This is a genomic window from Pseudomonas sp. DF5 (genome assembly GCF_058148225.1).
In genome coordinates this window covers 1-13,110 of the sequence record NZ_JBYVYM010000031.1, presented here as the reverse complement: position 1 = coordinate 13,110, position 13,110 = coordinate 1, and the positions used below count along the sequence as shown (strand labels likewise).

Genomic DNA, 13,110 nt, shown 5'->3' with positions numbered 1-13,110 from the left:
GCCTCAAGACGCCGCCCCTTTCAAAACCGGATCAGTCGCGCACCGGGCCAGGGGCCAGGACTTCACGCGAACCGTTGGTGTTCATGGACGTCACGACCCCGGCCATTTCCATGGCTTCGATCATACGCGCCGCGCGGTTGTAGCCGATTTTCAGCTTGCGCTGAACCGCGGAGATGGACGCGCGACGGCTTTCCAGGACGAACTGCACCGCTTCGTCGTAGAGCGCGTCGGTTTCGGCATCATCTTCACCACCACCGCCGCCGTTTTCAAAGCCGCTACCGGCCTCTTCGACACCGGCGAGGATGTCATCGTTGTATTCCGGCGCGCCGCGCAATTTCCAGGCTTCAACCACCCGGTGCACCTCGTCATCGGACACGAATGCGCCGTGAACACGAATCGGCAGGCTGGTGCCCGGCGGCATGTACAACATATCACCGTGGCCCAGCAGTTGTTCGGCACCGCCCTGGTCGATGATGGTCCGCGAATCGATCTTGCTCGATACCTGGAACGCCATACGGGTCGGGATGTTCGCCTTGATCAGACCGGTGATCACATCCACCGACGGACGCTGGGTCGCGAGGATCAAGTGAATACCCGCCGCACGCGCCTTCTGGGCGATTCGGGCGATCAGTTCTTCAACCTTCTTGCCGACGATCATCATCATGTCGGCGAATTCGTCGACCACCACGACGATGGTCGGCAGCTTCTGCAGCAGCGGCGCCTCGTCGTGGATGCTTTCGCGCTTGTACAGCGGATCGCTCAACGGCTCGCCGGCGTCCTGGGCTTCCTTGACCTTGGCGTTGAAGCCCGACAGGTTACGCACGCCCATCTTCGCCATCAGTTTGTAGCGCCGTTCCATTTCGGCGACGCTCCAGCGCAAGGCGTTGGCGGCATCCTTCATGTCGGTGACCACCGGGCACAGCAGGTGCGGGATGCCTTCGTAGATCGACAGCTCAAGCATTTTCGGGTCGATCATGATCAGCTTGGCGTCTTCAGGGCCCGACTTGAACAGAATCGACAGGATCATCGCGTTCACACCCACCGACTTACCGGAACCGGTCGTACCGGCCACCAGCAAGTGCGGCATTTTCGCCAGGTCAGTGATGACCGGTTTGCCGCCGATGTCATGACCCAGGGCCAGGGTGACCGGAGACTTGAAGTTATCGTACTCGGGGGTCGACAAGACCTCGGAGAACCGCACGATCTGCCGGTCTTCGTTAGGGATCTCGATACCGACCGTGGTCTTGCCCGGAATCACTTCCACCACGCGCACGCTGGTCACGGCCAGGGAACGGGCCAGGTCTTTCGCCAGGTTGGCGATGCGGCTGACTTTCACCCCTGCGGCAGGCTGGATTTCGTAACGGGTAATGACCGGGCCCGGGTGAATCGAGTCTACCGAGACTTCGACGCCGAATTCCTTGAGCTTGATTTCCAGCAAGTGGCCGACGGCCGCCAGGGATTCAGGCGAATAATTGAGTTGTTTCTTTTCCGCCGGGTCGAGAATCGAGATCGGCGGCAAGGTGCCTTCCACGGCGCTGTCGACGAACAACGGCGCTTGTTTCTCTTTTTCCACGCGCTTGCTCGGAGCGGCCGGTTTGGGCGGCGCGGGAGCAATCACCGGCGGCACCTGCTTTTCGCGCTCGGACATGTGCTTGCTCAGGGCCTGCTCGCGCTCGATCAGGCGTTCCTTGACCTTGGCTTGCTCACGTTTGTCGGTCACGGTTGGCGCCACTACGTCATGCACGCGATCGTCGACTTCACGCAGCTGGGCGACCAGTTGCTTACGTTCGGTACGGGCCGCCCACCAGCGATTGGCCGCGCCCTGAAACAGTTCGAACAAATCGAGGGTGATCTTGCCGGTGACGTCCATCACCTTGAACCATGACAGGTCGGTGAATACCGTCAGGCCGAACAGGAACAGCGCGATGAACAACAGCGTGCTGCCCTGGATGTTCAGTGCATTCTTCGCCAGATCGCCAAGGCTTTCACCCAACGCGCCGCCAGCGCCGGCCGGCAGACCGGTCGCCGCATGAAAATGGATATGGGCCAGCGCAGCGCCCGACAGCACCAGAAACACCAGGCCGATCAGGCGCCAGGAAAACAGCCAGCCGCTCCACTGCCACGGCTCGTGGCGCTGGCGGAAGATCTGATAGGCCTTGATCGCCAGCAATAGCGGGAAAATGTAGGCGAAGTAACCCAGGACCATGAACAGGATGTCGGCGCTGTAAGAGCCGGCAGGCCCGCCGAAGTTCTGTACATCGTCGATTTTGCTGTTATGACTCCAGCCCGGATCGTCCTTGCCATAGGTCAACAAGGCCATCATCAGGAACAGGCACAAGGCGCCTATGGCGATCAATGCACCTTCCTTGAGCCGGTAGTGCAATTGCTGGCGCCAGAGCGGAACGACTGTTTTAGGTGCTGCGGTGGATTTCTTCAAAACGCTTCTTTTCCTGCGCCCTGGGCGCGTCCATCTGTTGAATGACTATAAAAAACTGCCCAATCCAGGCAGGTAAAAAAGTTAACAGGCGCAACCGGGACTACTTTTAACACTGTGCCTCGGTTTTTCGAAATACGGCATACGACGCTTTTTTGATACAAACACTGTTACAAGCAGGCATTGTACGGGTTTGTTCGCCCGATGCCATGCTTGAGCGCCTTGGCTCCAGCATAGCCGACAGCACGATACGCGCAGTCCAATTTGAGCATGCATTCTCTTTTGTGACAAAGGCTTATGAGGTGTTTTTATGAGTGAAGCGAAGCATTCCCGCCTGATCATTCTGGGTTCCGGCCCTGCCGGTTACAGCGCAGCCGTTTATGCCGCTCGCGCCAACCTCAAACCCGTTGTCATTACCGGCATACAGGCAGGTGGCCAGCTGACCACCACCGTCGAAGTCGACAACTGGCCCGGCGACGTCGAAGGCCTGACCGGCCCGGTGCTGATGGAACGCATGCAGAAACACGCCGAACGCTTCGACACCGAGATCGTTTACGACCACATCCATACCGCCAAGTTGCAACAGCGCCCGTTCGAGCTCATCGGCGACAGCGGCACCTACACCTGTGATGCACTGATTATCGCCACCGGCGCTTCGGCCCAATACCTGGGGCTGCCATCGGAAGAAGCCTTTGCCGGCAAAGGGGTTTCGGCCTGCGCCACCTGCGATGGTTTCTTCTATCGCAACCAGGTGGTCGCAGTGGTCGGCGGCGGCAACACCGCGGTGGAAGAAGCCCTGTACCTGTCGAACATCGCCAAGGAAGTTCATCTGATTCACCGGCGCGACAAACTGCGCTCGGAGAAGATCCTGCAGGACAAGCTCTTCGAAAAAGCCGCCAATGGCAATATCCGCCTGCACTGGAACCAGAACCTGGACGAAATATTGGGCGACGCCAGCGGCGTGACCGGCGCCCGCTTGCGCCACAGCCATACCGGCGAAACCCGTGAACTGTCGCTGGCCGGTGTGTTCATCGCCATCGGCCACAAACCCAACACCGACCTGTTCCAGGGCCAGCTGCAGATGCGCAACGGCTACCTGCTGGTCAAGGGCGGCAGCGAAGGCGACGCCACCGCCACCGCCATCCAGGGCGTGTTCGCTGCAGGCGATGTGGCCGACCACGTTTACCGCCAGGCGGTGACGTCCGCCGGAGCCGGTTGCATGGCCGCGCTGGACGCCGAAAAGTATCTCGATGACATTCCCGGCGTTTGACGGTTAACCTTCTAGCAGGCGGGCTCAACGGCCCGCCACTGCCCTCCCCTTCTGCAAGCCCGGATGCCATGCTGACTTGGTTACAACGCAACACCCTGACCTTTCCGCCCCTGGAAAAAGCCATGCGCGACCCCAACGGGTTGCTGGCCGCGGGCGGCGATCTGTCCGCCGACCGTCTGATTCAGGCGTATCGCCATGGCTGCTTCCCGTGGTTCTCGGAAGGCCAACCGATTCTCTGGTGGTCGCCGGATCCGCGCACGGTGCTGTTTCCCGACGAACTGCATGTCTCCCGCAGCCTGAACAAACTGCTGCGTCAACAACGCTATCAAGTGACCTTCGATCGGGATTTTTCCGCGGTCATCCGCGCCTGCGCCGCACCGCGCGAGTACGCCGACGGCACCTGGATCACTCAAGCGATGCAGGACGCTTACGTCGAGCTGCACAGGCGCGGCTACGCCCATTCGGTGGAGGTCTGGGACGACGGCGTGCTGGTCGGCGGGCTCTACGGCCTGGCGATGGGGCAGCTGTTTTTCGGCGAGTCGATGTTCAGCCGCGCCGACAATGCCTCCAAATACGGCTTTGCCACGCTGGTGCGACACTTGAAAGACTCGGGTTTTGTGCTGATCGACTGCCAGATGCCCACCGATCATCTGCACAGCCTGGGCGCCCGAGCGATTCCCCGCAGCGAGTTTGCCGGCTACCTGGCGCAGCACCTGGATCAACCCAGTCGTGCCACCTGGGTTTGCTGAGCGACATTGGCGCGCGTGGCTTACACTTAATGCGGGGAAGCGATTTGAGAACGCTGCCCCTTATCAAAAAGTTTATCCCGAGGGTTGATCATGACCGAGTTGGCGCGTTTGAAGTTCTATGCCACTCAGCCCCACTCTTGCAGTTATCTGCCCGAGGAGCAGGCCACTACGCTGTTCCTCGATCCCAGTCAGCCCATGGATGTGCATGTCTACGCAGATCTGTCGGAAATGGGCTTTCGTCGCAGTGGCGATCATCTCTACCGGCCCCATTGCCAGAATTGCAATGCGTGCGTACCGGCGCGCATTCCGGTGGCGCAATTTACCCCCAACCGTCAGCAGAAACGCATTCTCAAACGCAATGCCGACTTGCAGGTACGCCCGGCCCGGCCCAAGTTCAGCGAGGAGTATTTCGACCTCTATCAGCGCTACATCGAACAACGCCACGCCGACGGCGATATGTATCCGCCGAGTCGCGACCAGTTCTCGACCTTCCTGGTCCGTGACCTGCCGTTCTCCCGCTTCTACGAATTTCGCCTCGAAGGCCGACTGGTGGCGGTGGCCGTCACCGACTTGCTGCCCAACGGTCTGTCAGCGGTCTACACCTTCTACGAGCCCAACGAGGAGCGTCGCAGCCTGGGGCGTTACGCGATTCTCTGGCAAATTGCCGAAGCCCAGCGCCTGGGGCTGGAAGCGGTCTATCTCGGCTACTGGATCAAAAACTGCAAAAAAATGAGCTACAAGACCCAATATCGCCCTATCGAACTGCTGATTAATCAACGTTGGGTCATCCTGAGCTAGAACCTCTTGGCTTAAACCCCACTTTTCGGGCACAATGCACGCCGCTTTTGCCTGGCGCAGTTGCACCGGGCCATTCATTGGACACCGAGGGCTTTACTGCATGTCGAAAGAAGACAGCTTCGAAATGGAAGGCACTGTCGTCGACACCCTGCCCAACACCATGTTTCGTGTGGAGTTGGAAAATGGGCACGTCGTAACCGCGCATATCTCCGGCAAGATGCGCAAGAACTACATTCGTATTCTTACCGGCGACAAAGTGCGCGTCGAGCTGACGCCCTATGACTTGAGCAAAGGGCGCATCACCTACCGCGCTCGCTAATCAAGTCAATACAAAACGCCCGGCTATGCCGGGCGTTTTTGTTTGTGTGGGAATTAGCTGCCACATTTCGAGCCATTGCACAGATCCTGTGGGAGCGGGCTTGCCCGCGATAGCGGTGGGTCTGCTTACTTGGATGCTGAATGTGCCGCCGCCTTCGCGGGCAAGCCCGCTCCCACAGGGTTTTGTGTTTATCGCTTGAAATCGACCAGACAGCAAAAAGGCGCCTTTCGGCGCCTTTTGCTTTGTTGCAGTTAACGTCAGGCCATTTCAGCCGTGGTCTCGAACTCGAAGGTCAGCTCGCCGTCCTTGATGTCGATGTGCACCACACCGCCATGCTCGGCCAGTTCACCAAAGAGAATCTCCTCCGCCAGTGGACGCTTGATCTTGTCCTGGATCAAGCGCGCCATTGGTCGAGCGCCCATGGTCACGTCGTAACCACCGGCCGCCAGCCAGCTGCGAGCAGCATCGGTGACTTCCAGCAGCACACGCTTGTCTTCCAGCTGCGCCTGAAGTTCGGTAAGGAACTTGTCCACCACACTCTTGATGACCTCATGGCTGAGGCGACCAAACTGGATGATGGTGTCCAGACGGTTGCGGAACTCCGGCGTGAAGCTCTTCTTGATCACTTCCATCGCATCGGACGAGTGGTCCTGATAGGTGAAACCGATCGAAGCACGCGCTGCAGTCTCGGCACCGGCGTTGGTCGTCATGATGACGATCACGTTACGGAAATCCGCCTTGCGCCCGTTGTTATCGGTCAGCGTACCGTGGTCCATCACCTGCAACAGCAGGTTGAAGACTTCCGGATGCGCCTTCTCGATTTCATCGAGCAACAACACGCAGTGAGGCTGTTTGGTGATGGCTTCGGTCAGCAGGCCACCCTGGTCGAACCCGACATAGCCTGGAGGCGCACCGATCAGACGCGATACGGTGTGGCGCTCCATGTACTCGGACATGTCAAAGCGAACCAGCTCAACCCCCAACGCCTTGGCCAGCTGACGCGCAGCTTCGGTTTTACCGACGCCGGTCGGGCCTGCGAACAGGAACGAACCGACGGGCTTGTCAGGCGACTTGAGGCCGGCACGGGACAGTTTGATCGCGGTCGACAGTGAGTCGATCGCCGCATCCTGGCCGAATACCGTGAGCTTCAGGTCACGCTCAAGGTTACGCAGCAGCTCTTTGTCGGAGCTGGTGACGTGTTTTGGCGGAATTCGCGCGATTTTCGCAACGATGTCCTCGACCTGAGGTACTTCGATGCGCTTCACGCGCTTCTCGACTGGCTGCAGACGCTGATAGGCGCCCGCCTCGTCGATGACATCGATGGCCTTGTCCGGCATGTGCCGGTCATTGATGTAACGCGACGCCAGTTCGGCAGCGGCGCGCAGGGCTTCATCACTGTATTCAATGTTGTGATGGAGCTCGAAACGCCCTTTCAGGCCACGCAGGATACCGATGGTGTCTTCCACCGAAGGCTCCGACACATCGACCTTCTGGAAGCGCCGGGCCAAGGCACGGTCCTTCTCGAAGATCCCGCGGAACTCCTGGAACGTGGTCGAACCGATGCAGCGAATATCGCCCGAAGACAACAACGGCTTGAGCAGGTTCGAGGCATCCATGACACCACCGGACGCAGCGCCCGCACCGATGATGGTGTGGATCTCGTCGATGAACAGGATCGCCTGCGGACGTTTTTTCAGCTCATTGAGCAACGCCTTGAAGCGCTTCTCGAAATCGCCGCGGTATTTGGTTCCGGCCAGCAAGGCCCCCAGATCGAGGGAATACACCACGCTGTTGGCCAGCAGATCCGGCACCTGGTTATCGACAATGCGTTTGGCCAGGCCTTCGGCAATCGCGGTTTTACCCACGCCCGCCTCGCCCACCAGCAGCGGATTGTTTTTGCGACGACGCGCCAGGATCTGCGCGACGCGCTCGACTTCGAGCTCACGACCTACCAATGGATCGATACGACCCTGGCGCGCGAGCTCGTTGAGATTGCTGGCATAAGCATCCAGAGGATTGCCTGAAGAAGAAGACTCACCGCCCTCGTCGTCCTGCATATCTTGTTCACCTTCAGAGTGATCGCCATGCCCCGGCACTTTGGAAATGCCATGGGCGATGTAGTTGACGACATCGATGCGCGCAACGCTCTGCTGTTTCAGCAGAAACACTGCCTGACTCTCTTGCTCACTGAAGATCGCGACCAGCACGTTGGCGCCAGTCACTTCGCGTTTGCCCGAGCTCTGTACGTGAAAGACAGCACGTTGCAGTACACGCTGGAAGCCCAGGGTTGGCTGGGTTTCGCGATCCTCGTCATGCAAGGGGATCAATGGCGTGGTGGAGTCGATGAACTCCTGCAGGTCATGCTTGAGTTTGTCGAGGTTTGCGCCGCAGGCACGCAAAACGGTAGCGGCAGCCTCATTATCCAATAGGGCCAGCAGCAGGTGTTCGACGGTCATGAATTCATGACGCTTCGAACGAGCCTCCTTGAAGGCTAGATTGAGGGTGACTTCGAGCTCGCGGTTTAACATAGCTTCACCTCATACCCAAGTGGTCGGCGATTAACCGTCCTTCTCGATTTCACAGAGTAGCGGATGCTGGCTTTCCCTGGCGTACTGGTTGACCTGCATGGCCTTGGTCTCGGCGATGTCGCGGGTAAACACTCCACATACTGCCCGTCCTTCTGTATGAACGGCCAGCATGACCTTGGTCGCCAGCTCGCGATTCAGGTTAAAAAACACCTCGAGCACTTCGACGACGAAATCCATCGGTGTGTAGTCATCGTTGAACAAAACCACCTTGTACATAGGCGGCGCCTGTAAAGCAGGCTTAGCCTCCTGAACAGCAATGCCTGCGGAATCGTCGTCGTGTAAATCAGGGCGATCCTGATTGAATGTTAGTCGAATCTGGCTGATTGCATGCATGGAAAGAAAGGTTCGTCAGTTGTGCAAATACAGTGGTGGGGGCGGCCATCGACGATTTCAACTCCGACTGCCCGGTCACCTTGACTATCGGAAAATCGGTGTTACAACCAATAGAGCCCACAGTGGGTAAAAAAGGTCCGCGGAGTCAATCTATTTACAAGATTAGACTGCGGATGAACTGGATGATACTCCAGTGATGGAGTCTGTTGCAGAGGGATATGGGTATGTCAGTTGGTAAGGTGAAATGGTTCAACAATGCCAAGGGGTTCGGTTTCATTAATACCGACACCAGAGAAGGTCGTGACGAGGACGGAAAAGAAATCGATTTCTTTGCCCACTACTCAGCCATTGATATGGAGGGATACAAGACCCTCAAGGCCGGGCAAGCCGTATACTTTGACATTGTTCAAGGCCCCAAGGGGCTGCATGCCGTCAACATTACGGACAAAGTGACCATTGATGCAGTAGCCGCAGCCGCAGCTGCAGCAGCCGCTACCAGCAGCCACGCCAAAGCCGTGAGCTGATTCATACCACCCAAGGCATCCAGTCATAAAAAACCGCCCGACTCGATCACTCGAACCGGGCGGTTTTATTGCAGCCGCTCTTCGCTTACATGTGCGAGATCAGCGCATCACCGAAGCCCGAAGACGACACCAGTTTGGCACCGTCCATCAGACGCTCGAAGTCGTAGGTCACGGTTTTCGCACCAATGGCGCCATTGGTGCCCTTGATGATCAGATCGGCCGCTTCGGTCCAGCCCATGTGACGCAGCATCATTTCAGCGGACAGAATCAACGAACCCGGGTTGACCTGGTCCTTGCCGGCGTACTTCGGCGCGGTGCCGTGGGTGGCTTCGAACATGGCCACGGTGTCGGACAGGTTCGCACCCGGCGCAATACCGATACCGCCCACTTCCGCCGCCAGGGCGTCGGAGAGGTAGTCACCGTTGAGGTTCAGGGTGGCGATCACATCGTACTCGGCCGGACGCAGCAGGATCTGCTGAAGCATGGCGTCGGCGATGGCGTCCTTGACGATGACGTTCTTGCCGGTTTTCGGGTTTTTGAACTGCATCCACGGACCGCCATCGAGCAGGGTCGCGCCGAATTCTTCGGCAGCCACTTCGTAGGCCCATTCCTTGAAGGCACCTTCGGTGAACTTCATGATGTTGCCTTTGTGCACGATGGTCAGCGAGTCGCGGTCATTGTCGACCACATACTGCAGGGCCTTGCGCGCCAGACGCTTGGTGCCTTCCAGGGAAACCGGCTTGACGCCGATACCGCAATTCTGGTCGAAACGGATCTTGGTGACGCCCATTTCTTCTTTAAGGAACTTGATGACCTTGGTCGCTTCCGGCGAACCAGCCTTCCATTCGATACCGGCATAAATGTCTTCCGAGTTTTCGCGGAAGATGGTCATGTCGACGTCGCCTGGCTTCTTGACCGGACTCGGCACGCCTTCGAACCAGCGCACTGGACGCAGGCACACATACAGGTCGAGTTGCTGGCGCAGCGCCACGTTCAGGGAACGGATGCCACCGCCGACCGGCGTGGTCAGAGGGCCCTTGATGGAAACCACGTAATCCTTGACTGCGTCCAGGGTTTCCTGAGGCAGCCAGGTGTCCTGATCGTAAACCTGAGTCGCTTTCTCCCCGGCGTAGACTTCCATCCAGGAAATTTTGCGCTCGCCGCCGTAAGCCTTCTTAACAGCAGCATCGACAACCTTGATCATGACCGGGCTGATATCAACACCAATACCATCGCCTTCAATGAAGGGAATGATCGGGTTGTTAGGAACATTGAGAGAATGGTCCGCGTTGACGGTAATTTTTTCGCCGACGGCTGGAACCTGAATCTTCTTGTATCCCATGCTGAACTCCATTGTTTGGATTGAACATCTGGCTTCGTCCGAGCGTACCCCAGTTGAATCGGCGCGCAAACCCTATGTTCCGTCCATCTTCCGCGAAGCTGCACAGTTCGTGACGTACAAGCCTGAAAGTAAAGGGAAAAGCGCCAAACTCAAGCACGCCATACAAGGCTACTCCCCACGCCTGCCTGCGACCTTTAGACCAATGGACGAGAATCGTTGCATATGAACCATCGGCAGATTGCCAGCTACCTATGTATAATGCCGCCGCTGACCACAGAGTCACGACGGCCGATCTCTCTATTACGAGACTCCGGGCCCGAAAAAGCAGGATTGTTACCGCAATCCACCCGCTTGACGCTCGACCGATGCACCCAACATCACAGCAAAGAAACCTCGACATTCGGCTCATGGATGACTTTGAACGAACGCGCTTACCCGGCGCCCCTCGAGTTTCTGTGCACGCTTTAGCAAAGAAGAGAGAGTTAATCCGAATATGCCCACCCGCTCGAAGATCATCTATACCTTCACCGACGAAGCCCCAGCCCTCGCCACCTATTCACTGTTGCCTATCGTAGAGGCCTTCACCGCCTCCGCTGATATCGCCGTTGAAACCCGCGATATCTCTCTTGCAGGGCGCATTCTGGCCAGCTTCCCCGAGCAATTGGGTGACAAAGCGGTAGCCGACCACCTCGCCGAACTGGGCGACCTGGCCGTTACACCTGAAGCCAACATCATCAAGCTGCCGAACATCAGCGCTTCGGTTCCGCAACTGCAAGCCGCGATCAAAGAGCTGCAAGCCCAGGGCTATGCACTGCCGGACTACCCGGAAACCGTGACCAGCGACGCCGACAAAGAAGCCAAGGCCCGCTACGACAAGATCAAGGGCAGCGCCGTAAACCCGGTTCTGCGCGAAGGCAACTCCGATCGTCGTGCACCACTGTCGGTCAAGAACTATGCGCGCAAGCACCCGCACAAAATGGGCGCCTGGGCCAAGGACTCCAAGTCCCACGTAGCCCACATGAGCACCGGCGATTTCTACGGCAGCGAAAAAGCTGCCCTGATCGACGCCGCTGACGCCGTTAAAATCGAACTGATCGCTCAAGACGGCACCACCACCGTCCTGAAGGAAAAAACCACCGTACAAGCCGGTGAGATCCTCGATTGCGCGGTCATGAGCAAAAACGCGCTGCGCAGCTTCATCGCCGCCGAGATCGAAGACGCCAAGGCAAAAGGTGTACTGCTGTCGGTTCACCTCAAAGCCACCATGATGAAGGTCTCCGACCCGATCATGTTCGGCCAGATCGTTGCCGAGTTCTATAAAGATGCCCTGGCCAAGCACGCTGACGTGCTGGCGCAAATCGGCTTCAACCTGAACAACGGCATCGGCGACCTGTACGCTCGCATCAAGGCCTTGCCTAGCGATCAACAAGCGCAGATCGAAGCGGACATCCAGGCGGTCTACGCCGTTCGTCCGTCGTTGGCCATGGTCAACTCCGACAAAGGCATCACCAACCTGCACGTGCCGAGCGACGTCATCGTCGACGCCTCGATGCCGGCCATGATCCGTGACTCCGGCAAAATGTGGGGCACCGACGGCCAGCTGCACGACACCAAGGCGGTGATCCCGGATCGCTGCTACGCCACCATCTACCAGGCGGTGATCGAAGACTGCAAGGCAAACGGCGCCTTCGATCCGACCACCATGGGCAGCGTGCCAAACGTTGGCCTGATGGCGAAAAAAGCCGAAGAGTACGGCTCGCACGACAAGACGTTTCAGATCAAGGCCAACGGCGTTGTTCGTGTCACCGACAGCAAAGGCTCCCTGCTGCTGGAACAGTCGGTTGAAGCCGGCGACATCTTCCGCATGTGCCAGACCAAAGACGCGCCGATCCAGGACTGGGTCAAACTGGCCGTCAACCGCGCTCGCGCAAGCAGCACTCCAGCGATTTTCTGGCTGGACCCAATGCGCGCCCACGACGGCGTAGTGATCGAGAAAGTTCAGGCCTACCTGAAGGATCACGACACTTCCGGCCTGGACATCCGCATCATGTCGCCAGTCGACGCGATGAAGTTCACCCTGGAGCGCACTCGCTCCGGCCTCGACACCATTTCGGTGACCGGCAACGTATTGCGCGACTACCTGACTGACCTGTTCCCGATCATGGAACTGGGCACCAGCGCCAAGATGCTGTCGATCGTTCCGCTGATGAATGGCGGCGGTCTGTTCGAAACCGGCGCTGGCGGTTCGGCACCGAAGCACGTTCAACAGCTGCTGGAAGAAAACTTCCTGCGCTGGGATTCCCTGGGCGAGTTCCTGGCCCTGGCCGCCTCCCTCGAGCATCTGGGTGTGACGTACAACAACCCTAAAGCGCTGGTGCTGGCCAAGACCCTGGATCAGGCCACTGGCCAGTTCCTGGACAACAACAAGTCGCCATCGCGTAAAGTCGGCAACATCGACAACCGCGGCAGCCACTTCTACCTGGCGCTGTACTGGGCTCAAGCCCTGGCCGCCCAGACTGAAGACGCTGCACTGCAAGCGCAGTTCGGCGAACTGGCCAAAACCCTGACCGCGAACGAAGCAACCATCGTTGCCGAGCTCAACGCCGTTCAGGGCAAGCCAGTGGACATCGGCGGTTACTACCACGCCAATGCCGAGCTGATCAGCCAGGCCATGCGCCCGAGCGCAACCTTCAACGCCGCGATCGCTGCGTTGGTTTAAGGTTGTAAGGGAACATCACAAATCCCGGCCATGT

The 13,110-nt window shown here is 58.4% G+C and carries 10 protein-coding genes; 6 read left to right on the top strand and 4 right to left on the bottom strand.

Features of this window, described 5'->3' with window-relative positions:
- Window positions 1-31: 31 nt before the first annotated feature.
- On the bottom strand, window positions 32-2,437 hold the full coding sequence (locus tag AC30D7_RS24280) for a DNA translocase FtsK (protein WP_019580089.1): 2,406 nt from the start codon (window positions 2,435-2,437) through the stop codon (window positions 32-34).
- A 307-nt stretch (window positions 2,438-2,744) separates the two neighbouring features.
- Here AC30D7_RS24280 and trxB point away from each other — a divergent pair, with 307 nt between their 5' ends.
- From trxB to infA, 4 genes are all read left to right on the top strand, one after another.
- Window positions 2,745-3,704, top strand: coding sequence for a thioredoxin-disulfide reductase (gene trxB / locus AC30D7_RS24275; RefSeq protein ID WP_490135777.1), 960 nt, complete (start codon window positions 2,745-2,747; stop codon window positions 3,702-3,704).
- 68 nt (window positions 3,705-3,772) lie between these two features.
- Window positions 3,773-4,453: a leucyl/phenylalanyl-tRNA--protein transferase gene (aat, locus tag AC30D7_RS24270; protein ID WP_490135776.1), complete on the top strand. Its 681-nt coding sequence runs from the start codon at window positions 3,773-3,775 to the stop codon at window positions 4,451-4,453.
- 90 nt (window positions 4,454-4,543) lie between these two features.
- Window positions 4,544-5,251 carry an arginyltransferase gene (locus AC30D7_RS24265; RefSeq protein ID WP_490135775.1) on the top strand — a complete coding sequence of 236 codons (708 nt, stop codon included), beginning with the start codon at window positions 4,544-4,546 and terminating at the stop codon, window positions 5,249-5,251.
- Window positions 5,252-5,351: 100 nt separating this feature from the next.
- The gene (gene infA, locus AC30D7_RS24260; protein ID WP_002553999.1) at window positions 5,352-5,570 is read left to right on the top strand and encodes a translation initiation factor IF-1; all 219 of its coding nucleotides are present in this window, start codon (window positions 5,352-5,354) and stop codon (window positions 5,568-5,570) included.
- Window positions 5,571-5,827: 257 nt separating this feature from the next.
- On the opposite strand, the gene clpA is transcribed toward infA, so the two are convergent.
- Window positions 5,828-8,098 (bottom strand): ATP-dependent Clp protease ATP-binding subunit ClpA, encoded by a 2,271-nt coding sequence (gene clpA / locus AC30D7_RS24255; RefSeq protein WP_018925524.1) that lies wholly within the window; start codon window positions 8,096-8,098, stop codon window positions 5,828-5,830.
- A gap of 30 nt (window positions 8,099-8,128) precedes the next feature.
- Window positions 8,129-8,491 (bottom strand): ATP-dependent Clp protease adapter ClpS, encoded by a 363-nt coding sequence (gene clpS / locus AC30D7_RS24250; RefSeq protein ID WP_015094394.1) that lies wholly within the window; start codon window positions 8,489-8,491, stop codon window positions 8,129-8,131.
- A gap of 224 nt (window positions 8,492-8,715) precedes the next feature.
- Here clpS and AC30D7_RS24245 point away from each other — a divergent pair, with 224 nt between their 5' ends.
- Window positions 8,716-9,015, top strand: coding sequence for a cold shock domain-containing protein (locus AC30D7_RS24245; RefSeq protein ID WP_490135774.1), 300 nt, complete (start codon window positions 8,716-8,718; stop codon window positions 9,013-9,015).
- A gap of 85 nt (window positions 9,016-9,100) precedes the next feature.
- Here the strand turns inward: AC30D7_RS24245 and icd are convergent, their stop codons facing one another.
- The gene (gene icd, locus AC30D7_RS24240) at window positions 9,101-10,357 is read right to left on the bottom strand and encodes an NADP-dependent isocitrate dehydrogenase (protein WP_019580084.1); all 1,257 of its coding nucleotides are present in this window, start codon (window positions 10,355-10,357) and stop codon (window positions 9,101-9,103) included.
- A 493-nt stretch (window positions 10,358-10,850) separates the two neighbouring features.
- Here icd and AC30D7_RS24235 point away from each other — a divergent pair, with 493 nt between their 5' ends.
- Window positions 10,851-13,076: an NADP-dependent isocitrate dehydrogenase gene (locus AC30D7_RS24235; RefSeq protein WP_490135773.1), complete on the top strand. Its 2,226-nt coding sequence runs from the start codon at window positions 10,851-10,853 to the stop codon at window positions 13,074-13,076.
- Window positions 13,077-13,110 lie beyond the last annotated feature (34 nt).

Bases quoted from the DNA above. Each gene is read 5' to 3' on its own strand.
- AC30D7_RS24235 (WP_490135773.1), top strand. From the start codon at position 10,851: ATGCCCACCCGCTCGAAGATCATCTATACCTTCACCGACGAAGCCCCA.
- AC30D7_RS24245 (WP_490135774.1), top strand. From the start codon at position 8,716: ATGTCAGTTGGTAAGGTGAAATGGTTCAACAATGCCAAGGGGTTCGGT.
- icd (WP_019580084.1), bottom strand. From the start codon at position 10,357: ATGGGATACAAGAAGATTCAGGTTCCAGCCGTCGGCGAAAAAATTACC.
- clpA (WP_018925524.1), bottom strand. From the start codon at position 8,098: ATGTTAAACCGCGAGCTCGAAGTCACCCTCAATCTAGCCTTCAAGGAG.
- clpS (WP_015094394.1), bottom strand. From the start codon at position 8,491: ATGCATGCAATCAGCCAGATTCGACTAACATTCAATCAGGATCGCCCT.
- AC30D7_RS24265 (WP_490135775.1), top strand. From the start codon at position 4,544: ATGACCGAGTTGGCGCGTTTGAAGTTCTATGCCACTCAGCCCCACTCT.
- infA (WP_002553999.1), top strand. From the start codon at position 5,352: ATGTCGAAAGAAGACAGCTTCGAAATGGAAGGCACTGTCGTCGACACC.
- trxB (WP_490135777.1), top strand. From the start codon at position 2,745: ATGAGTGAAGCGAAGCATTCCCGCCTGATCATTCTGGGTTCCGGCCCT.
- aat (WP_490135776.1), top strand. From the start codon at position 3,773: ATGCTGACTTGGTTACAACGCAACACCCTGACCTTTCCGCCCCTGGAA.